Here is a 20,089-nt window from a genome sequence, read left to right as displayed (position 1 = left end):
CCCCTCCCCTTCGGGAGGGGGGCTGGGTAGGGTGTCACACGGGCATTACGCTCGGTGAGACACCCCCCACCCCCTGCCCCTCCCCTGAAGGGGAGGGGTGAAGGGCTTATGTCCGTTTCTTCTTTACCGGCGCGCGCATGCCGGCCGCAACGCCGAGGCTGGCCCACTCGCGCAACACATCGGCGTCATCATAGACATCGTCGGGCGCGCGGCGATAGTTCATCGAGCCCTCGCGCCCCTCGCCCATCGTGTAGGTGAAACGCGGGCAGCCGGCGGCATCCCACACCGCATCGCTCGTCGCATCGGCTTTGATCCACAGCCCGTCCTCGAAGCCGATCGCGAAGATCGTGCCATCGAGGTAGAGCGTCGCCCCGCCCATCATCGCGCGCTTGGTCACCGTGCCGAGCGGCGCAAGCGCTTCCTCGATCCAGGCGATCAGGCCCGAATCGACCGCCATCAGCCCTGCCCCGCCAGCTTGGCGAGTGCATCGCCGGTGACGCGGTAGACGGTCCATTCCTCCATCGGCGCGGCGCCCATCGAGCGATAGAAAGCGATCGCCTTCTCGTTCCAGTCGAGCACCGACCATTCGAAGCGCGTGCAGCCGCGCTCGACTGCGAGTTTGGCAAGATGCTGCAGCAACGCCTTGCCGACGCCGGCACCGCGCGCCTCGGGCGTCACGTAGAGATCCTCGAGATACAGCCCGCGCCAGCCGGTCCAGGTCGAGAAATTGTGGAAGAACAGCGCCATCCCAACGGGCTTGCCGTCGAGCTCGGCGATCACCGCCTCGGCTGCGGGGTGCGCGCCGAACAGCGCGTCGTGGAGCAGCGGCTCGGTCGCGACGACCTTGTCGGCGGCGCGCTCGAACTCGGCGAGTTCGCGCACGAGATGCAGGATCAGCGCGACGTCGGCTGGGGTGGCGGTACGAATTTCGATCATGCGGCGGCCTCGGTTTGTGGAGCGGGTGCGGCATGGCCGCGCACGGCGAGGACGCATCCCAGGATGATCAGCGCCGCGCCGCCCGCGGTGTAGAGCGAGACGGTCTCGTGGAAAACCCACCAGCCGAACAGCGACGCCCAGACGAAGGCGGTATATTCGACGGGTGCGAGCACCTGCGCCTCGGCATGGCTGTACGCCCAGGCGAGCGCCATCGCCGAGATCGACCCGAGCACCGCCGCCGCGCCGATCGACGGGAGCTGTGCCGTGGTCGGCACTCCAGCGAACCACGGCGCGCCGAGCAGCAGCAGTCCGCCGAGCACGATGCTGGTGAACAAGGCAACCTCGAGCGGATCGGCGACCTGCGCCTGCTGGCGCAGCAGGATCAGGCTGTAGGCATAGAAGATCGACGCCGCGAAGATCGCGAGCGAACCGAGCACATGGGCGGTCGAGGCATGCCCCTGCACCTCGCCCGCGGCGATGATCAGCACACCGAGGCTCGCGACGATCGAGCCGAAGATCGCCGCACGCCGGATCGTCTCGCCGAGCAGGGCGGCGGCGAAATAGAGCGCGATCAGCGGCGCGAGGAAAGTCAGCGCCACCCCCTGCGCCATCGGCACGCGCACCAGCCCCCAGAAGAACAGCAAGACCGAGAAGCCCGCGGTCCCGCCGCGCAAGGCATGCAGCCGAAGCGCCGCCCGCCCCGGAAACGGCCGCCGCCGCAGCACGAAGATCGTCCCGAGCAACGCCACGCCGACGAGCGAGCGCCACAGCACCGCTGAGTAAGCGCCGCTGGTGATGCTCAGGCCCTTCATCAGCACGTCCATCGCCGAATAGGTCGCGATACCGCCGGCGGCGACCGCGAAAGCGGTAGCCGCACCCACCTTAATTGAAGTTGGCACGAGCATATTCAGCGAATCAGACGAAGATCGAGACCGATATCGACACCGGCAAGTCGACGGTCTCCGGTGTAGACGGTCGCGCGCCGCTCGGCGGCAAGCGCGAGACAGGCGCGATCGCCGAGCGAAATGCCCGCCGCTTTGGTAGCGGGACGCAAATCGGCCGCAGCAATCGCGTGATCCATCGTAAAAGGAACGACTTCGATCTCAAGGCCCTTCAGCAGGGTGAGAACGCGCTGCGTCTTATGACCCTTGTCTGCTGCGCGTTGGAACGTCTCGGACGCGTTCACCGCAGAGAGGGCGCTCCCGCGCATGACCGGGATCACGATCTCCGCACCCGCCTCATCCAACAGTACCGCGAGGATGGCGGACGCGTCGAGAACGACGCTCACTCCTCGCGCCAGTCGCTCGCACGCTCGCGCAAGAACTGATCGACCGAATAGTCGTCACCGGTCATGGCGCGGAATGCCTGCTGCGCCTCGCGGACCACCTGTCCGTAGGTTTTCAGCGATATTCCTCCATCAATGCTCTTGGCGAGCACCAGCGAATCACCGTCCGCAATCCCGAATTCGCGGCGCAATTCCGCGGGGATGACGATCTTGCCACCAGCGATCACTTTGGCGTGATAGGTCATGTCAGGCCTCCCGAGACCTGGCACATACCACAAGACCTATTCTGCTGCCACCGCTACCGGAGCCGCCGCCGCCAGCGCCGCATCATGCGCTTCGATCGACGCCGCCTTTTCCTCGACCAGCTTGACGATGTGCTCGAGCATGTCCTCGGAATTGACCGTGTGATCGGTCACGCCCGAGAGATACACCATATGCTTGCCGTTGCCGCCGCCGGTCAGGCCGATATCGGTCTCGCGCGCTTCGCCGGGTCCGTTGACGACGCAGCCGAGCACCGACAGCGACATCGGCGTGCGGATGTGCTGGAGCCGCTCTTCCAACGCCTGAACGGTGCGGATCACGTCGAAGCCCTGCCGCGCGCACGACGGGCACGACACGACGCGCACACCGCGATTGCGGATGCCGAGCGCCTTGAGGATCTCGAAGCCGACGCGGACCTCGTCCTCGGGCTCAGCCGAGAGCGAGACGCGGATCGTGTCGCCGATGCCGTACCACAGCAGCGAACCGATCCCGATCGACGACTTGACGGTACCGCCGACAAAGCCGCCGGCCTCGGTGATGCCGAGATGCAGCGGGCAATCGACCAGTTCAGCCAGCTGCTGATACGCCGCCACCGCGAGGAAGAAGTCCGACGCCTTCACCGCGACCTTGAACTCGTGGAAGTCGTGGTCCTGCAGGATCTTGATGTGATCCATCGCCGATTCGACCAGCGCGTCGGGGCACGGCTCTCCATATTTTTCGAGCAGATGCTTTTCGAGGCTGCCGCCGTTGACGCCGATGCGGATCGCACAGCCGTTCGACTTGGCAGCGTCGATCACTTCCTTCACGCGGCTCGCCGAGCCGATGTTGCCGGGGTTGATGCGCAGGCACGCCGCACCCGCATCGGCGGCTTCGAGCGCGCGCTTATAGTGGAAATGGATGTCGGCGACGATCGGCACGCGGCTCGCGCGGACGATCTGCTTCAACGCCGCGGTGCTCTCCACGTCGGGGCACGACACGCGGATAATGTCGACGCCGGCATCCTCGCAGCGCCGGATCTGGTCGATCGTCGCCTTGACGTCGTCGGTCGGCGTGTTGGTCATCGTCTGCACGGTAACCGGCGCGTCGCCGCCGACCGGCACGTTGCCGACCATGATCTGGCGGCTTTGACGACGATTGATGTCGCGCCACGGGCGGAGGGACATGGAAAACTTCCTCTGGTTGGTCGCGCCCATATAGCGACGATCCGCGCCATCGGAAACCGCTAGAGTTTGCTCCCGGCGGCACGCGGCATTAGGGCCGCGCGATGGAACGGCATTACGGTCTGGACTGGTTGCGCATCGGAGCGTTCGCGCTGCTGATCCTCTATCATATCGGCATGGTGTTCGTGCCGTGGGGCTATCACGCCAAAACCGCGCAGCCGCTGCCGTGGGTCGCGATCCCGATGTTGGCGGTCAACAGCTGGCGGCTGCTGCTGTTGTTCGTCGTGTCGGGCTATGCCAGCCGTGCGCTGCTCGTGCGCGGGCCGGCGACGGGGCATTTCGCGGTCAACCGCACGTGGCGGCTGATCATCCCCTTGCTGTTCGGCGTGATCGTCGTGGTACCGCTGCAGCCGTGGATCGAGCTGATCACGCAGCGTGGCTACGTCCATGACTTCGGCTATTTCCTGCTGCACGATTATTTCAGCTTCCGCGTCGTCAACGGGCTCGCGCTGCCGACCTGGCAGCATCTGTGGTTCGTCGGCTATCTCTGGATCTATACGATGGTGCTCGCTTTGCTCGTCGCGGCGATGGGACAGCGCAGCTTGCAGCGCGGCTTCGACCGGCTGTTCGGCGGGTGGCTGGTGTGGCTGCTCCCGGCGGCGTGGCTGGTGCTGGTCAGCGCGTGGCTGTTCCCCGGGATCGGGCCGAGCAACGATCTGGTCGGCGATTCGGTCAGCCACGTGCAATATCTCCCGGCCTTCCTGTTCGGCTTCGCGCTTGCCGGATCCTCGTCGGCGCTGGCGACGATGCGGCGGCTGTGGCCGTGGGCGCTGGCGGTCGGGATCATCTGCTACGGAATCGTCGCGGCGACCGAGCTGCGCTGGCCCAACAGCTCGATGCCGGCCTGGCCGTGGGGCATCCTGTTCGCCAGCGCGCGCGCGGTGCAGGGCTGGAGCATGATCATCGCGCTGATCGGTTTCGCCGACAGCTATCTCAACCGTGACCTGCCGTGGCGGCGCGTGCTGACCGAGGCGGTGTTCCCCTTCTACATCATCCACCAGACGATCATCGTCGGGGTCGAGGGCGCGTTGCTCCCGTTCGGCCTGCCGCGCTTCGTCGAGTTCGGCGTGCTGGTCGTGACGACGCTGGTCGGTTGCTGGCTGTTTTACGCGATCGGCCGCGAGATCGGCTGGCTGCGTCCGCTGATCGGCCTGCGGCCCTTCCCCCAGACGAAAGAGACGTGATGAGCTGGACGTTGGTACTTCATGGCGGCGCGGGGCAGATGACGCGCGACACCGTTACTGCGGCACAGGCCGAGGGCGCCCGCGCCGCGCTCGGGCGCGCGCTCGATGCCGGCGCGGCGGTGCTGTCGGCGGACGGCGCGGCGCTCGACGCGGTCGAGGCGGCGGTGCGTGTGCTGGAGGATGATCCGCACTTCAACTCGGGGCGCGGCGCGGCGCTGACGCATGCGGGGGTCGCCGAGCTCGACGCCGCGATCATGGACGGGCGCGACCGGAATGCCGGCGCGGTGGCCGGGGTGACCGGGACGCGCCATCCGGTCAGCCTTGCGCGCGCGGTGATGGCCGAAAGCCCGCATGTGCTGCTGAGCGGCGAAGGCGCCGACGCGTTTTCGCGCGAGCAGGGGTGCGAGCCGGCGACACAGGACTGGCTGGTGCTGCCCGAGCGGCGTGCGCAGCTCGACGAGATGCTCGCGGGCGGCGGCGCGTTCGATGTCGACATGAAATATGGCACGGTCGGCGCTGTGGCGTGCGACGCACACGGCCATGTCGCGGCGGCGACCTCGACCGGCGGGGTGACGGGCAAGCGCTGGGGCCGGATCGGCGATTCGCCGCTGATCGGCGCGGGCACCTATGCCGATGATCGCGCGGGGGCGGTCTCGTGCACCGGCTCGGGCGAGTTCTTCATCCGCGCGAACGTCGCACACGAGATTTGCGCGCGCGTACGGCTCGCGGGCGAAACGCTCGAGGACGCGGTCGAGACGGTGCTGGCGGAGGTGACCGCGCTCGGCGGAACGGGCGGGATCATCATTGCCGGGCCGCAGGGCGAGGCGCTGTGGCGCTTCTCGACGCCGGGCATGTACCGCGCACGCGTCAACGCGGCTGGGGACCGCGACGTCGCGATATTCGGCGACGAATGAAGTCGAAATCCCGCTCCCTTCGGGAGTGGGCGCGATCATCTTCGCTTTCCCGCGGCGGACGCCCGCCCTAAAGCCCGCTGCATGACCAGTCTTCGTCGCGTTCGTCCCGGCCTTGCCGTTGCCGCCACCCTGCTCGCCGCGGCGACCGCCGCGCCCGCGTCGGCCTATTGGGAATATGGCCATCAGACGATCGCGCAGATCGCCGACGCCAATGTCCGCCCCAGGACGCGCGCCGCGATCCGCGCGCTGCTCGCGCATTCGGAATTGCTCGGCACGCCCGAGTGCAAGGCCTCGACCATCTCCGACGCCGCGGTGTGGGCCGATTGCATCAAGCCGCTGAAAGGCGCCGACGGTAAATCGCGCTTCGGCTATGCCTATAGCTGGCACTATCAGGACGTGAACATCTGCCACCCGTTCGACCTGGTTTCGGCGTGCAAGGACGGCAATTGCGTCTCTGCGCAGATCACCAAGGACGTCGCGCTGCTCAAGAACAAGCGCGCGCCGCTGCACGACCGCGTCCAGGCGCTCGCCTTCCTGATCCACTTCGTCGGCGACCTCCACCAACCGCTCCACGCGGGCGAGAAGGACGATCAGGGCGGCAACAAGGTGCTCGCGAGCTATGGCGGCTACGGCACGGCGCGGCTCAACCTCCACAGCATCTGGGACGGCTATCTCGCCGAGCGCGCGATCACCAGCGGGCCGCCGATCGTTCGGCGCTACCCGGCTGCGGTGCGCGCGAAGATCGCCGCGGGCGACGTCACCGACTGGAGCCGCGAGAGCTGGCAGGTCGCGCGCGACGTGACCTATGCCAGCGTGATGGCCGATCCGTGCGCGCCGACGCCGGCACACGTCACGATGGACGAAGCGACGATCGAGAAGGACGTGCCGATCGCCCGGCTCGAGGTCGAGCGCGGCGGGCTGCGCCTGGCGAAATTGCTCGACCAGGCGCTCCGCTGAGGCTGCTTAGCCCCGGATACCCCAGCGCCAGCGCCAGCCGCCCTTGGTCTTGCGCACTGCGATCACGGTGAAGACCGCAAACAGCGCCACGCCGATCCCGACCTGCGCGATCCGCTCGTGGACCAGGCGAATGTCGGCAACGAGCAACACCGCAAACCCGATCGTCAGCGCCCAGCCCTGCCACGTCACCGGTGTCGCGCCGAAGCCGAACAGCTTGGGCACGAACCAATAGCCCGGCTCGGCCCGGTAATGGTCGATCACATCACGCGTCTGCATCGTCGTCCTCCTTGGGTGGCCGCCCGCGGCGGGGCGGATTGGGCGCCTCGAGCTTCACACCCCGCTTGGCGAGCGCCTCGCGCAGCAGGCATTCGAACTGGGCGTTGACGCTCCTGAGATCGGCCGCGGCGATCCGCTCGACCGCCGCATAGAGCGCGGGGTCGAGACGAAGCGCGAACGCCTTCTTGGGAGGAGCCGCCACCGTCCAGCCCGTTACTGGTAGAGCGAGCCGGCGTTGACGACCGGCTGCGTATCACGCTCGCCGCACAGCACGACCATCAGGTTGGACACCATCGCGGCGCGGCGTTCGTCGTCGAGCTCGACGACGTTCTTCTCGCTCAGCAAGGCAAGCGCCATCTCGACCATTCCGACCGCGCCCTCGACCAAGGTCTTGCGTGCCGCGACCACCGCCTGCGCCTGCTGGCGGCGCAGCATCGCGCCGGCGATCTCGGAGGCATAAGCAAGGTGGGTGAAGCCGCATTCGTCGACGGTGATCCCCGCCGTCGCCAGGCGCGCAATCAGTTCGGCACGCAACTCGGTCGCGACCTGATCGTGATTGCCGCGCAGCGTCACTTCCTGATGCTCGAAATCGTCATAGGGGTAGCGCGCGCCGATCGTGCGCACCGCCGCCTCGATCTGGACGATGACGAACGCCTTGTAATCGTCGATGTCGAACAGCGCCTGCGCGGTGTCGGTGACGCGCCACACGACTTGGGCGGCGATCTCGATCGGGTTGCCGCGCAGGTCGTTCACCTTCAGCCGCTCGGAAATCATGTTGTTGGCGCGCAGCGAAACCTTTTTCCGCGCGAGCCAGGGGAGCAGCCAGCGCAGGCCGGTATGGCGATCGGTGCCCTTGTACGCGCCGAACAGCGTGATCGCGGTCGCCTGGTTGGGCTGCTGCATGTAGAAACCGCAGGCGAGGAAGGCGATGACGAGGCTCGCCACAGCGATGAGCGAACCGCCCAGCGTCGGATCGTCCTGGAGCAAGCTCGCCCCGAACAGCCCGAACCCGAGTGCCACGAGCATCGCAAGCAGCATCATGTAACCGCTCGACGTGGCCGCGCTGCGCTCGTGCGACAGCGTCAGTGCGGTGTTGCGTGTTGGCGACTCGACCATCAATGCCTCCCGTTAATATGATATCATATTTATATCGGGTTTCGTGGCGGTGCAAGGCCAATCCATCGTCCTGTGGGAGCATCGGGTGAACAGCGCCCCGCGCTGCTCAGGTCATGCCGGGGGCATGACCGACCCGATGCTGGAAAAAGGAGCGCAGCGACGGAAGGGTGCGGGTGACAGACATGGCAAGGGCGACGCCGGCCAAGCCAGCGTCGCCCCTGAATCCCGTATTCGTCATCCCGGCCCCGTGCCGGGGTCCACCGTGCCGCACATCCTATGAGCGTAGGACGCGCATCCGGGTGGACCCCGGCACGGGGCCGGGGTGACGGATCAGCTCAGTTCAGAACGATCGTCACCGCGCGACGGTTCTGCGCCCAGCTGGCTTCGTCCGAACCCAGCGCGATCGGGCGCTCCTTGCCATAGCTGATCGTCGAGATGCGACCCGGCGCAACGCCGCGTGCCGCCAGATAGTTCTTCGCCGACAGCGCGCGGCGATCGCCGAGCGCCAGATTGTACTCACGCGTGCCGCGTTCGTCGGCATGGCCTTCGAGGCTCACCGGCACGTTGGGATAGCGCGTCAGCCACGTCGCCTGGCTGTCGAGGATCGAGCGCGCGCGATCGTCGAGCGAGAAGCTGTCGAGCGCGAAATTCACCGTGTTGCTGGTGACGGTACGCTCGAAATCGGCCCGCGAGCCGGGGGCTACGCTGTTCGGATCGTTGGTGCCCGGGCCGCTGACGGGGCCACCCGGCGCCGGCGGCAGCTCGGCCGGGCGCTTCTTGGTGCAGGCGGTGGTCGCGAGCAAGGCGGTGGCAATCAGCAGCGTCGTGGTCAGTTTCGCCATGGCGGCTTCTCCCAGAGTTGAAAATCGTTTCGGAAACGGGCCAAAATCAGGCCATAGGCTTTGCCCGCACGTGTCGCGGAGTCAAACATTTCACCCCGTGTCAGGGGCGTAACGGTCCCCACGCGGGATCGGATCCATCGAGCACCGTCGGCACCCGCCGGACATTGACCCCGGTGAGATCGACCGACCACAGATCGGCGCGCCCGCCGCCACCCATTCCGGAGCGGAAGAACATGATCACGCGGCCGTTGGGCGACCAGCTCGGGCCCTCGTCCTGCGCGCCGTCGGTGAGCAATTGCTCGTTGCCGCCGGCCGGGCTCATCACCCCGATGCGGAACGATCCGCCGATCTTGGTGTAGGCGATCAGGTTGCCGCGCGGGCTCCACACCGGCGTCGCATAGCGCCCGCTGCCGAAGCTGATGCGCTGCTGCTGCGAGCCGTCGGCATTCATCACATAGAGCTGCTGCGTGCCCGAGCGATCGCTCTCGAACACGATCCGGCTGCCGTCGGGCGAATAGGTGCCGCCGGTGTCGATGCCGGGCGAATCGGTCAGCCGCTGCGGCGTGCCGCCGGCGAGCGCGACGCGGTAGACGTCGGTATTGCCGCCGACCGCCATCGAGAACAGCACCCACCGCCCGTCGGGCGAAACGCGCGGCGCGAAGGTGAGGTTGGTGTTGGGGACGAGCAGACGCTGCTTGCCACTGGCAATGTCGTAGACATAGATCGCCGGGCGATCGCCGACATAGCTCATGTAGACGATCGAGCGCTGGTCGGGCGAGAAGCGCGGGGTGAGCGCGATCGCCTGGCCGTTGGTGAGGAAGCGGTGGTTGCCGCCGTCCTGGTCCATGATCGCGAGCCGCTTGATGCGCTTGCCCTTGGGGCCGGTCTCGGAGACGTAGACGACGCGGCTGTCGAAATAGGGGCCTTCGCCGGTCAGCTTGGAATAGACCATGTCGGCGCATTTGTGCCCGGCGCGGCGCCAGTCGGCGGGTGGCACGACGAAGCCCTGCCGCGCGAGTTCGGCGCGCGACGAGACGTCGTAGAGATAGCAACCGACCGTCAGCGTGCCGTCGCCATTGGCGCGGATGAAACCCTGCACCAGCGCCGAGGCGCCCGCCGGCCCCCAAGTGTCGAAGCTCGGCGCGGTCACTTCGGGGAAGCCGATCGGACGCAGCGCATCGCCGCCAAGCGGCTTGAACAGCCCCGAATTGCGCAGGTCGGTGGTGACGATCTGCGACAATTGCCGGCCGAGTTCATCGGTCCGGCCGGCGGGGGTATCGACCGCCTCCGCCGTTGGCATCACCGGGATCGCGATGCCGAGCGGCGCCGAGACGCCGCCGACGACGTCGACGACCAACTCGCCCTGCTGCTGCGGGTTGGCCGCACCCGCCTGCCCCGGCACCTGTGCACCAGCCGGCGGCGCGGTCTGCGGGCCGTTCGGAAAGGGCACCGGCAACGGGACCGAACCCGTTTGCGCCAACGCTGCCGCTGGCACCGCCGCCAGAGCAAGTGCGAGGATCGTCTTGGGGAGCATCATCGTCTTTCCTCAGCCGGGCATGTGGTAAGTCAGAGTAAAGACCTTCCACCCGTGTGGCACGTCATAAAGCTCGAGCGGAAGGCCGCGCAGTGGCGCGCAACCAGTGAAGGTCGCAATTGCGGCGCGGCCCACCGCATCGAGATAGATGTTGTTGTCGTCATCGACACCGCGATGATTGGGCAGGATCGTCGGACGCGCCGCGAGCGAGCCGTCGCGGTTGAGCTGCAACCGAACATAAACGACGATCCGGGACGCGCCTGGCCCAGGAATGGTCTGCCGATTGGCGCACGGCTGCACCTGCCGCTGGATTGCCGAGCCGATGTCGGCGCTGGCCTTTGCATCCATCGTCGCCCCGGGAGCCGCTTCTGAGGCCTTCGCCTTGGAGGGCGATTGCGTCAGGCCCTTGCGGAAATCGTCGTCGAGCAGCGAGCCGGTCGGCTTGGCCTTGGTCGCCTTGGGATTGGTGCCGTTCGCCTTCGCCGTCGCGGCCGGCTTGGCCGATGCCGCGCCCTTCGCCGCCACGGCTTTCGCGGGCGCAGGCTTGGCGGGAGCGGGTTTGGCAACGGGCTTGTCGGCTTGCTCGGATTTCTCCGCGGCAGGCTTCTTGGGCGCAGGCTTGGGCTTCGGAGCGGGCTTGGGGGGCGGGACCGCGTCGGGCTTGGGCTCGGGTTTCGGCGCTGGCTTGGGCGCAGGCTTCGGCGGGGCCGGTTTGGGCACCACCGGCGCAGGCTTGGGCGGGGTCGGTTCGGGCGCGACCTCTTCGGCCTCGGGCGGCGGCGCGTCGGCAGGCGGGCCGGGATCGGGCGCGGTCGATTGCGTCGGCGGCTCGGGTGCTGCGGGGGCATGCTGATCGAGCGCGACGTCATCGACCAGCGAGACTTCGATCGGCTTGTTCATCGGCGGCGGGGTGGGCGCGCTGCTCCAGGCAAGCGACAGGAGCGCGAACAACGCGACATGGCCGACGACGGCCGCCCCGAGTCCGTATTGCTCCGCTCGCGTCATTGGCCGTCCTGGCCCACCGTCACCAGCGCCACGCGGTTATAGCCGGCGCGGTTGAGCTCGCCCATCACGCGCATGACGTGCCCGTAATCGAGCTTGCGGTCGGCGCGCAGAAAGACCTGCGGCGGCTTGGCCGGATCGCCCTTGGCGGCGAGCTGCGCGAGCACGTCGGGTAGCATCGCTTCGCTCAAGGGATCCTTGTCGAGGAACAGTTTGCCCGCGCCGTCAAGCGACAGGACGAGCGGCTTCTGGTCCTGGTCGAGCGCCTTCGCGCGACTGTCGGGCAGCGTCACGGGGACTCCCGCGGTCAGCAGCGGGGCGGTGACCATGAAGATGATCAGCAACACGAGCATCACGTCGACCAAAGGGGTGACGTTGATGTCAGCCATCGGCGCGCGCCGGCCACGGCCGCGCTGCGACGGGAGGTTCATCGACATGCCTTATTCCTCCCCGTTCCGGGGAGGATCGACAGCGCGCGCCTCACCGGCGCACCTCGCTCTCGAGCTGGCGGCTGAGCGTCGCGTGGAAGCCGTCGGCGAAGCGGTTGAGCCGCGCCTCAATGCGGTTGATGCCGTGGCTGAAGCGATTGTACGCAATCACCGCCGGAATCGCCGCGAACAGGCCGATCGCAGTCGCGAACAGCGCTTCGGCGATCCCCGGTGCGACCACCGCGAGCGAGGTGTTCTGCGCCTGCGCGATGCCGGTGAAGCTGCGCATGATCCCCCACACCGTGCCGAACAGCCCGACAAACGGCGCGACCGAGCCGACCGTCGCGAGGATGTTCAGCCGATCGGACAATTGATCGATCTCATTGGCGACCGCCGCGCCCATTGCGGTGGCGAGCCGCTCGCGCGTGCCCCCGCGGTCAACCTGCCCGCCGACGGTCGAGCGGCGCCATTCCGCGACGCCGGCGGCGAACACCCGCGCGATCGGCAGGTCGCTCTCGCCCTGGCTGCGGTGGAACGCGTCGATATCCTCGGCCTTCCAGAAATCGCGCTCGAAGGTCGCGGTGTTGCGGCGCGTCGCGCCCAGCCGGAAGAAGAAGCCGAGGATCACCGCCCAGGTCCACACGCTGGCGAGCAGCAGCCCGATCATCACCGTCTTCACCACCCAGTCGGCCTGGAGGAACAGGGCGATCGGCGACAGCGTCGCGGCATCGGTATTGAGCATGATGTCGTTCACGTGAGGCTTTCCCCTGATTCCATCGCGCGCTCGCCCATCACTCGGGTGAACGCCGCGATCCATTCCTTGGGCTGGCGCAGTGGCCGGCCCGTTGCAGAAACCAACGCCGCGGTGACGTCCGCCTCGGTCACTATCGTCTCGCCGCGCATGACTCGTTGCTGAATATCGACCGACGCCGCGCGGACTTTCTGCAACGTCGTCAGCACGATCAGCGCATCGTCCAGTTTCGCCGGCGCACGGTAGCGGATGGCGAGCGCGGTCACCGCATAGGCCCCGCCCCCGCTCTCCTGATGCGCGCGCTGGTCGATCCCGACGTGCCGCAGCATGTCCGATCGCGCCCGCTCCATATAGCGCAGATAATTGGCGTGATAGACGATCCCCGAAAGATCGGTGTCCTCGAAATAGACCCGCAGCGGAAACCGGTGGACGGTTCCGACGATGCGGCCTTGCGCGGGCTGATCGAGGTCGCTGGCCGTCGTCATGCCCGCGCTGTTAATCCAACCGGGCAGGCGAGGAAACCCTTAACGGGTCTTGCGGCGATGTAACCCGTGGGTTACATGTAACCCATAGGTTACGAATCAGCTGGGGGACAACGATGGGTATGATCGAACTCGCCGAACGCAAGGCGCGCGCCCGCGCGCTCGGCCTCTACGTCTTTGCCGCGTTGACCGTCGCGTTGCTCGGCCTGACCTTCGTGACATGGCGGCCGTCCTTCTTCCAGGGAATGTGGCTCGGCTTCACGCTCGTCTCGGTACTCTATCTGTCGCCGCTCGTGACCCGGCTGAAAAGCGGGCCGCTCGCGCAGTTGCTCGAGGACGAGGTCACGCGCGATCATCGCCGCGCAAGCAGCGCGATCGGCTTCTGGGCGGCCCTGCTCGCCGCCGCCGCGATGCTCGCGATCGGCAGCGTGCCGGGGCTGGTGTCGGCGAGCGACACCGCACGGATCATCTTTACCGCCGCGATCGTGGCGGCGCAGGTCAGGCTCGCGACGCTCGAACTCCAGGCCGCCCGCTGAGTGGCCGAAACGCTCCACAATAGCCTCAAGGCCGAACGCGAGCGGCTCGATCTGACGCAGGCGGCGCTCGCCGAACGCGTGGGCGTCAGCCGCAAGACGATCAACACCGTCGAGAACGGCGTGTTCGTCCCCTCGACGATCCTCGCGCTCAAGCTCGCCGCCGCGCTCGGACGCCCGGTCGAGGCGCTGTTTGCGCTGGACGACGCAAGTGTATCGCCTAAACAGGACACATGACCGATTCAGCGCTGCGCATCAGGGGCTTGGCCAAGGCGTTCGACAAGCCCGTCATCGCCGGGCTCGACCTCGATATCGCCGCCGGGCAGCTTTATGCGCTGCTCGGCCCCAATGGCGCGGGCAAGACGACGACGCTGCGGATGGTCGCGGGGCTCGCCAGGCCCGATGCCGGCTCGATCGAGATCTTCGGCGTCGACGCGCGGCGTGATCCGCTCGCCGCCAAGGCGATCACCGCGTGGCTGCCCGACGAGCCGATGCTCTACGACAAGCTCACCCCGCTCGAATATCTCGCCTTCGTCGCCGGGCTGTGGCGGATGGATCCGGGCCATGCCGCCGCCGAGGCCGACCGCCTGCTCCACTGGCTCGACCTGTGGGACAAGCGCGACACGCGCTGCGAGGGCTTTTCGCGCGGAATGCAGCAGAAGGTCGCGCTCGCCGGCGCGCTGATCCACGATCCCAAATTGCTCATCCTCGACGAGCCGCTGACCGGGCTCGACGCGAGCATGGCGCGTTCGGTCAAGGACGCGCTGCGCAGTGCGGTCGACGCCGGCAAGACCGTGATCGTGACGACGCACATCCTCGAGGTCGCCGAACGCATGGCCGACCGGATCGGCATCATCGGCGGCGGCACGCTCCTCGCCGAGGGCACGCTCGACGAGCTGCGCGACCGCGCCGGCACCGAGGGGATGACGCTCGAGGATACCTTCATCCGCCTGACCGATCCCGTCGCTGCATGAACTGGGCGATGCGGCAGCTGCCGGCCGGATCGTTCGGCTGGCTCGCACTCCATGAACTGCGGCTCGCTGCGCGCGCGCGCAGCGGCGCGGGCAAGCGCGGCTGGACGGCGCGGATCGGCGCGACGCGCGTGTTCGGCGTGCTGCTCGGCGCGGGCTGGCTGCTGGTCGGCTGCGCGATCGGCTGGGGATTGCACGACGTCGCGATTCCCGACCTCGCCGAGATCCGCGTCGGGCTGCTCGCCGCGAGTATCCTCGCCTTCACCTTCATGACGGCGCAGGCGATGCTCGGCAGCCAGCGCAGCCTGTACGAAGCCGGCGACCTCGCCTTGCTCTTTTCCGCGCCGATCCCGGGGCGCAGCGTCCTGCTCGCCAAACTGCTCGGCATCGCCGCGACGATCGCGCTGACCTATGCCGTGCTGCTGCTGCCGATCATCGTGCCGGTTGCGCTGCTCGGCCATCCGCAGCTGTTCGGGCTGGTCGCGTTGCTCGTCGCGCTCGCGCTCGGCGCCGCCGCGCTCGGCCTTGCGCTGACGCTTAGCGTGGCGACGCTGGCGGGGCCGCGCGCGGCGCGCACCGTCGGGCAGATCCTGGCCGCGCTGCTCGGCGGCGCGGTGTTCCTCGCCTCGCAGCTCCTCCCGCGCGGCGATCGCAGCGGCAGCGCGATGCGCGCGCTGTTCGACCGGCTGCGCGACGCCGGGGTCGGCACGCACGGGCCGAGCGGCCTTCCCGGCCGTGCCGCCTTCGGCGACCCGCTGGCGATCGCGATCATCCTCGGGGTCGCGCTGCTGCTGTTCGCCGGCGCCGGCGCGACGCTCGAGCGGCTGTTCCTGTCGGGCTATCAGGATGGCGGCACTCGCCTGTCGCGCAGCAAACCGACCGGCAAGGCGAGCGCGCGGCTGTTTCATGCCGGGCTGACGCGCAGCGTGTTCGCCAAGGAGTGGCGGCTGCTCGCGCGCGACCCGGCGCTCGCCTTCCAGATCGTGATGCGGATGATCTACATGGCGCCGCTGCTGCTGCTCGCGTTCGGGCGTGGGCATGCGCTGCCGGTGCCCAGCGTGCTCGCCTTCACCAGCGTCCTGGTCGCCAGCCAGCTCGTCGCGAGCTTTGCGTGGCTGACCGTGTCGGCCGAGGATTCGCCCGATCTGCTCAGCGTGGCACCGGTCGACACCGCGGTGATCGGGCGCGCCAAGCTGCTCGCCGCCTTCGCGATGGCGGCACCGTTCGTCGTGCTGCTACCGATCGCGATCGCGTTGCGCAGTCCGGTCGGTGCGGTCATCACGCTGGCGATGACCGCGCTCGGCGGCGCGGCGGCGGGCTATGTCGAGCTCACACTCGGCAAACCGGCGCCGCGCAGCAGCTTCGCGCGTCGCCGTGGCGGTGGCGGGGTGGTCGCCGGGATCCTGTCGCTGCTGATCGCCGCTATCTTCGGCGGCGGTGCAGCCGTGGCGGTCTATCTGCTCGGCTGAACCGACGCGCGCACGCGCGATGAGAGCGGGGCGCGCAGTTCGTTGCCCGCGGGGTCGGGTAGCAACGCGACCCGGTTGAGCTTGATCCATGACACGTTTTGCGTCGGCACGGTCGAGCGCGGCGGCATCGCCGGCCCGACGCTCGCCATGATCGGCGCGGGGGCCGATGTGGGGGCAGCGCGCAGCGTCGCGCGCCAAGTGTCGTAGCGCGCGTAGAAATCGGTGAAGACCGCATCGAGCGCCGGCAGCCGCGCCGCCGCAAAGGCCGGGAACGCGGCGGGCGCGATCGTCTCGCTCTCCGCCAGGATGCGCGCCGCGGTGGCGCAGAAGGCGTCGTGCGCGAAGCCTTGCGAGAAGAAATTGTAGAGCACGGTCATCGAATGATCGTAGCGTTCGCGCCACGCCGCACCGCCGTTGCTGCGATACTCGCCCGACAATTGCGCTTCGGCGTCGCGCAGCACGCTGCGCTGGCGCTCCAGGATGGCATTGTAGCGCGCGACCAGCACAGCATCGTCGGGACCGCGACAGGCCAGCGCCGCGACGTTCAGTCCGGCACGAAAATGCCACGTCGTCGCCGCCGGCGTGACCGCGCGATTGGGCGTCTCATAGGAGCCATCGGCGAGCCGCGCGGGGATCGGCATTCCGGCATAGCTGCCCGCCGGCGGCGCGATCGCCACCGCTACCGGCGGCGGTGGCGGCGCGACCATCGCGACCGGGGCGACACGATGCGACGCGCACCCGCCGACCAGCGCGACATTGGCCAGCAGCAGAACGGATGTGGAGGTTCGAATCGATCTCATCATGCAACTCCAGCCCGCCGGGGAGGCTGGTGTCGCAGAATAAGGTAAACAGACCGTTAACCACCTTCGGCGGGTCCGCCTTTTGCTCAGGCCGCGCGCTGCTCCAGCGCCGCCGCCGCCTCGGCCATCAGCAGCGCGACGATCTCGGCGACCGGTTCTTCCTTGGTCACCATCCCGACCGACTGGCCCGCCATCAAGCTGCCATGCTCGACATCGCCGTCGATCACCGCGCGGCGCAGCGCGCCGGCCCAATAGTGCTCGATCTGCAATTGCGCCTCGGCCATCGCCACCTTGCCCTCGTCGAGCAGCTGCGCGACTTCGCGCTGCTTGGCGGTGAACAGGTCGCCGCCGGCATTCTTGAGCGCGCGCACCGGGATGACCGGCAGGCGCGGATCGATCTGCACGCTGGCGACCGCATCGCGCGCCGACGCGCGCAGGAACGCCTTCTTGAAATTGGCATGCGCGATGCTCTCGATCGCGCAGACGAAGCGCGTACCGAGCTGGACGCCCGCCGCGCCCATGTCGAGATACGCCGCGATCCCCTCGCCGCGCCCGATCCCGCCCGCCACGAACACCGGCACCTTGTCAGCGACCTCGGGGAGGATTTCCTGCGCAAGCACGCTGGTCGACACAGGGCCGATATGCCCGCCGGCTTCCATCCCCTCGACGACGAGCGCGTCGACGCCCGAGCGGATCAGTTTCTTGGCGAGCGACAAGGCGGGCGCGAAGCAGATCAGCTTGGCGCCATTGGCCTTGATCGCATCGATCGATCCCGTCGGCGGCAGGCCGCCTGCCAGCACGACGTGGCCGACGGCGTGGCGGTTGCACACCTCGATCAGGTCGAACAGCGCGGGGTGCATCGTGATCAGGTTCACGCCGAACGGCTTGGTCGTGAGCGTCTTGGTCGCGGCGATTTCGCGGTCGAGCAATTCGGGGGTCATCGCGCCGCATGCGATCAGCCCGAAGCCGCCGGCGTTCGACACCGCGGCGACGAGGTTGCGCTCGGACACCCACGACATCGCCCCACACAGGATCGCGACCTCCGAGCCCAGAAATGCGGAACCGCGCGCCATGCGCCGGGTGAGGCGCGCAGCGCCGATCGAGGAGATTTCGTTCATGCCACCGGGCCTAGCCGTGCGCAGGGCTTTGGGGCAAGCCCGCGTCATGCGACAGACTTCGACCGAACTGATAATTCCCACCCCCGGACAGGGACTCCACGAGATCAGCGACGCGGTGCTGCGCTGGGTCGCGGCCAGCGCGATCGAGACCGGGCTGCTCACTTTGTTCGTCCGCCACACCTCGGCCTCGCTGCTGATCCAGGAGAATGCCGCCCCCGCCGCACGCCGCGACGTCGAGCGCTTTTTCGCGAAGATCGCCCCGGAGAGCACGGCGTACGAACATGACGACGAGGGGCCGGACGACATGCCCGCGCATCTGCGCGCTGCGCTGACCGCGACGAGCCTGTCGATTCCGGTCGCGGGCGGGCGCCCGGTGCTGGGGACGTGGCAGGGGATCTACCTGTTCGAACATCGCCGGGTGGGGCATCGGCGGCGCGTGGCTGCGCATTTGATCGGGGAATAGAAGCAGAAGGCCCTCACCCAACCCTCTCCCGTGAAGACGGGAGAGGGCTAGAAGGAGGCAGGCGGCTCGCCACATGCTAGCCCTCTCCCGCCCTTCGCGGGAGAGGGTTGGGTGAGGGCCTACTTTCCATTATAATCAACACCATGCCGCCGGTCCGTCGCCAGATCAGCCCCCACGCCGCGCGCCTCCGGCGCGAGCGCACCGACGCCGAGGATCGCTTCTGGCAGGCGGTGCGAAGCCGGCAGCTCGACGGGTTCAAATTCCGCTTCCAGCATACGATCGGCGACTATGTGGCCGACTTCGTGTGCCTCGAGGCGATGGTGATCGTGGAGATCGATGGGAGCCAGCATACGGAGACTGCGGATGCGAAGCGCACTGCGTTTCTGGAGGCGCGGGGCTTCAAGATCCTGCGCTTCTGGAACACCGACGTTCTGACCAATCTGGAAGGTGTTGCCACCGTCGTCCACGCGGCGCTGCTTGAAAGAAGAAGGCCCTCACCCAACCCTCTCCCGCAAGCGGGAGAGGGCTAGAAGGGGGCAGGCGCCCCGCAACGCGCAAGCCCTCTCCCGCCCTTCGCGGGAGAGGGTTGGGTGAGGGCCTTCTTCTCGACCCCACGCCCGGAACCTCCCTCCCCGCCAAACGCTTGCGCTTGCACCTTCTCCAGACAGGAAACACCCCAATGCAGATCGGTTTCATCGGGCTCGGCAAGATGGGCAGCGCCATGGCCGTCAACCTCGCCAAGGCGGGCCATCAGGTCCACGCCTGGAACCGCTCGCCGGTCGACGCGGCGGACATTCCCGGCGTCACCATCGTCGACAGCGTCGCGGCGGCGCTCGAAGGCGACGTGGCGTTCACGATGCTCGCCGACGATGCCGCGATCCGTGCGGTGCTGCTAGATTCGGGCGTGCTCGACGGCGCGAAGGCCGGGCTGATCCACGTCGTCACCGCGACGATCTCGGTCGCCTTCTCCAAGGCGCTCGCCGAGGACCATGCCGAGCGCGGCATCGCATACGTCGCCGCGCCCGTCTTCGGCCGCCCCGATGCCGCCGCCGCGGCACAGCTCAACATCGTCGTCGCCGGCCCCGACGCCGCCATCGGCACGATCACCCCTTTGCTCGAGACACTCTCGACCAAGGTCTGGCCGCTCGGCACCGAGCCCGCCCAAGCCAATGCCGCCAAGATCGCCGGCAACATGATGCTCACGATGGCGATCGAGGCGATGGCCGAGGGCGTCGCGCTGGCGGGCGACAACGGCGTCGCGGCCGACACGTTCCTCGAGCTGATGACCGGCACGCTGTTCGGCGCACGCGCCTATCAGAGCTATGCCCCCAAGATCGTCTCGGGCGACTTCACCCCCGGCTTCAAGATGAAGCTTGGACTCAAGGACCTCCGCCTCGCGACCGAACTGGCCGACGCAGCGCAGATCACGCTACCGGTGCTCGACGCGGTGCGCACGCGGATGGGCGACGCGGTCGATGCCGGGATGGGCGAACAGGATTGGTCGGGCGTCGCCAGCCGCCCGTTCGCGCGCAAGGCATGACGGCGCC

27 protein-coding genes are annotated in these 20,089 nt (G+C 68.0%); 10 read left to right on the top strand and 17 right to left on the bottom strand.

Features of this window, described 5'->3' with window-relative positions; genetic code table 11:
- Positions 1-106 precede the first annotated feature (106 nt).
- The 6 genes from U1872_RS17025 to ispG are packed head-to-tail and all read right to left on the bottom strand — an operon-like array spanning position 107 to position 3,645.
- On the bottom strand, positions 107-457 hold the full coding sequence (locus tag U1872_RS17025) for a TfoX/Sxy family protein (RefSeq protein ID WP_332794105.1): 351 nt from the start codon (positions 455-457) through the stop codon (positions 107-109).
- The gene (locus U1872_RS17020) at positions 457-936 is read right to left on the bottom strand and encodes a GNAT family N-acetyltransferase (protein ID WP_332794104.1); all 480 of its coding nucleotides are present in this window, start codon (positions 934-936) and stop codon (positions 457-459) included. The genes U1872_RS17025 and U1872_RS17020 overlap by 1 nt, the downstream gene beginning before the upstream one ends.
- Complete coding sequence (locus U1872_RS17015) at positions 933-1,817, bottom strand: DMT family transporter (protein ID WP_443025402.1); 885 nt, start codon at positions 1,815-1,817, stop codon at positions 933-935. Before U1872_RS17015 ends, U1872_RS17020 begins: the two co-directional genes overlap by 4 nt.
- 26 nt (positions 1,818-1,843) lie before the next feature.
- Positions 1,844-2,224, bottom strand: coding sequence for a type II toxin-antitoxin system VapC family toxin (locus U1872_RS17010; RefSeq protein WP_332794102.1), 381 nt, complete (start codon positions 2,222-2,224; stop codon positions 1,844-1,846).
- Positions 2,221-2,466 carry an AbrB/MazE/SpoVT family DNA-binding domain-containing protein gene (locus U1872_RS17005; RefSeq protein ID WP_332794101.1) on the bottom strand — a complete coding sequence of 82 codons (246 nt, stop codon included), beginning with the start codon at positions 2,464-2,466 and terminating at the stop codon, positions 2,221-2,223. The genes U1872_RS17010 and U1872_RS17005 overlap by 4 nt, the downstream gene beginning before the upstream one ends.
- A gap of 36 nt (positions 2,467-2,502) precedes the next feature.
- On the bottom strand, positions 2,503-3,645 hold the full coding sequence (gene ispG / locus U1872_RS17000) for a flavodoxin-dependent (E)-4-hydroxy-3-methylbut-2-enyl-diphosphate synthase (RefSeq protein ID WP_332794100.1): 1,143 nt from the start codon (positions 3,643-3,645) through the stop codon (positions 2,503-2,505).
- Between the two features lie 101 nt (positions 3,646-3,746).
- Here ispG and U1872_RS16995 point away from each other — a divergent pair, with 101 nt between their 5' ends.
- The 3 genes from U1872_RS16995 to U1872_RS16985 all read left to right on the top strand — a co-directional run bounded on the left by U1872_RS16995 (position 3,747) and on the right by U1872_RS16985 (position 6,757).
- The gene (locus tag U1872_RS16995) at positions 3,747-4,886 is read left to right on the top strand and encodes an acyltransferase family protein (protein ID WP_332794099.1); all 1,140 of its coding nucleotides are present in this window, start codon (positions 3,747-3,749) and stop codon (positions 4,884-4,886) included.
- Entirely contained in the window at positions 4,886-5,800 is a 915-nt protein-coding gene (locus tag U1872_RS16990) for an isoaspartyl peptidase/L-asparaginase family protein (protein ID WP_332794098.1), read from the top strand. The genes U1872_RS16995 and U1872_RS16990 overlap by 1 nt, the downstream gene beginning before the upstream one ends.
- 81 nt (positions 5,801-5,881) lie before the next feature.
- The gene (locus tag U1872_RS16985; RefSeq protein WP_332794097.1) at positions 5,882-6,757 is read left to right on the top strand and encodes a S1/P1 nuclease; all 876 of its coding nucleotides are present in this window, start codon (positions 5,882-5,884) and stop codon (positions 6,755-6,757) included.
- Positions 6,758-6,763: 6 nt separating this feature from the next.
- Here U1872_RS16985 and U1872_RS16980 read toward each other — a convergent pair whose 3' ends face one another.
- From U1872_RS16980 to ybgC, 9 genes are all read right to left on the bottom strand, one after another.
- Complete coding sequence (locus U1872_RS16980) at positions 6,764-7,033, bottom strand: hypothetical protein (RefSeq protein WP_332794096.1); 270 nt, start codon at positions 7,031-7,033, stop codon at positions 6,764-6,766.
- On the bottom strand, positions 7,020-7,235 hold the full coding sequence (locus tag U1872_RS16975; RefSeq protein WP_332794095.1) for a type II toxin-antitoxin system antitoxin: 216 nt from the start codon (positions 7,233-7,235) through the stop codon (positions 7,020-7,022). Before U1872_RS16975 ends, U1872_RS16980 begins: the two co-directional genes overlap by 14 nt.
- Before the next feature lie 11 nt (positions 7,236-7,246).
- Positions 7,247-8,149: an SPFH domain-containing protein gene (locus tag U1872_RS16970; RefSeq protein WP_332794094.1), complete on the bottom strand. Its 903-nt coding sequence runs from the start codon at positions 8,147-8,149 to the stop codon at positions 7,247-7,249.
- Between the two features lie 335 nt (positions 8,150-8,484).
- Positions 8,485-8,991, bottom strand: coding sequence for a peptidoglycan-associated lipoprotein Pal (gene pal / locus U1872_RS16965; RefSeq protein WP_332794093.1), 507 nt, complete (start codon positions 8,989-8,991; stop codon positions 8,485-8,487).
- 100 nt (positions 8,992-9,091) lie between these two features.
- On the bottom strand, positions 9,092-10,528 hold the full coding sequence (gene tolB, locus U1872_RS16960) for a Tol-Pal system beta propeller repeat protein TolB (RefSeq protein WP_332794092.1): 1,437 nt from the start codon (positions 10,526-10,528) through the stop codon (positions 9,092-9,094).
- A gap of 9 nt (positions 10,529-10,537) precedes the next feature.
- The gene (tolA, locus tag U1872_RS16955) at positions 10,538-11,530 is read right to left on the bottom strand and encodes a cell envelope integrity protein TolA (RefSeq protein ID WP_332794091.1); all 993 of its coding nucleotides are present in this window, start codon (positions 11,528-11,530) and stop codon (positions 10,538-10,540) included.
- Positions 11,527-11,964 (bottom strand): protein TolR, encoded by a 438-nt coding sequence (tolR, locus tag U1872_RS16950; protein ID WP_133191561.1) that lies wholly within the window; start codon positions 11,962-11,964, stop codon positions 11,527-11,529. The genes tolA and tolR overlap by 4 nt, the downstream gene beginning before the upstream one ends.
- A gap of 43 nt (positions 11,965-12,007) precedes the next feature.
- Entirely contained in the window at positions 12,008-12,697 is a 690-nt protein-coding gene (tolQ, locus tag U1872_RS16945; protein ID WP_332794128.1) for a protein TolQ, read from the bottom strand.
- A gap of 8 nt (positions 12,698-12,705) precedes the next feature.
- Entirely contained in the window at positions 12,706-13,191 is a 486-nt protein-coding gene (ybgC, locus tag U1872_RS16940; protein ID WP_332794090.1) for a tol-pal system-associated acyl-CoA thioesterase, read from the bottom strand.
- A 113-nt stretch (positions 13,192-13,304) separates the two neighbouring features.
- Between ybgC and U1872_RS16935 the strand changes: the two genes are divergently transcribed.
- Genes U1872_RS16935 through U1872_RS16920 form a run of 4 tightly spaced genes read left to right on the top strand, consistent with a single transcriptional unit; the run spans position 13,305 to position 16,161 of the window.
- Positions 13,305-13,724 (top strand): hypothetical protein, encoded by a 420-nt coding sequence (locus tag U1872_RS16935; RefSeq protein WP_332794089.1) that lies wholly within the window; start codon positions 13,305-13,307, stop codon positions 13,722-13,724.
- Entirely contained in the window at positions 13,725-13,958 is a 234-nt protein-coding gene (locus tag U1872_RS16930) for a helix-turn-helix transcriptional regulator (protein WP_332794088.1), read from the top strand.
- On the top strand, positions 13,955-14,695 hold the full coding sequence (locus tag U1872_RS16925; protein ID WP_332794087.1) for an ABC transporter ATP-binding protein: 741 nt from the start codon (positions 13,955-13,957) through the stop codon (positions 14,693-14,695). The genes U1872_RS16930 and U1872_RS16925 overlap by 4 nt, the downstream gene beginning before the upstream one ends.
- An 8-nt stretch (positions 14,696-14,703) precedes the next feature.
- A complete protein-coding gene (locus U1872_RS16920; protein WP_332794086.1) occupies positions 14,704-16,161 on the top strand; it encodes a hypothetical protein in 1,458 nt (485 codons plus the stop codon).
- Here the strand turns inward: U1872_RS16920 and U1872_RS16915 are convergent.
- On the bottom strand, positions 16,146-16,961 hold the full coding sequence (locus tag U1872_RS16915; protein ID WP_332794085.1) for a hypothetical protein: 816 nt from the start codon (positions 16,959-16,961) through the stop codon (positions 16,146-16,148). The two genes, U1872_RS16920 and U1872_RS16915, sit on opposite strands and share 16 nt — an antisense overlap.
- An 86-nt stretch (positions 16,962-17,047) precedes the next feature.
- Positions 17,048-18,079 (bottom strand): NAD(P)H-dependent flavin oxidoreductase, encoded by a 1,032-nt coding sequence (locus U1872_RS16910; RefSeq protein ID WP_332794084.1) that lies wholly within the window; start codon positions 18,077-18,079, stop codon positions 17,048-17,050.
- Positions 18,080-18,125: 46 nt separating this feature from the next.
- On the opposite strand from U1872_RS16910, the gene U1872_RS16905 reads away from it, so the two are divergent.
- The 3 genes from U1872_RS16905 to U1872_RS16895 all read left to right on the top strand — a co-directional run bounded on the left by U1872_RS16905 (position 18,126) and on the right by U1872_RS16895 (position 20,082).
- Positions 18,126-18,542 carry a secondary thiamine-phosphate synthase enzyme YjbQ gene (locus tag U1872_RS16905; protein ID WP_332794083.1) on the top strand — a complete coding sequence of 139 codons (417 nt, stop codon included), beginning with the start codon at positions 18,126-18,128 and terminating at the stop codon, positions 18,540-18,542.
- Positions 18,543-18,685: 143 nt separating this feature from the next.
- The gene (locus U1872_RS16900) at positions 18,686-19,072 is read left to right on the top strand and encodes an endonuclease domain-containing protein (protein WP_332794082.1); all 387 of its coding nucleotides are present in this window, start codon (positions 18,686-18,688) and stop codon (positions 19,070-19,072) included.
- A 149-nt stretch (positions 19,073-19,221) separates the two neighbouring features.
- Positions 19,222-20,082, top strand: coding sequence for an NAD(P)-dependent oxidoreductase (locus tag U1872_RS16895; RefSeq protein ID WP_332794081.1), 861 nt, complete (start codon positions 19,222-19,224; stop codon positions 20,080-20,082).
- Positions 20,083-20,089: the final 7 nt, after the last annotated feature.

It is taken from the genome of Parasphingomonas frigoris (assembly GCF_036663815.1).
Taxonomy (GTDB): Bacteria; Pseudomonadota; Alphaproteobacteria; order Sphingomonadales; family Sphingomonadaceae; genus Sphingomonas.
This window is presented reverse-complemented; position numbering and strand designations above follow the sequence as displayed.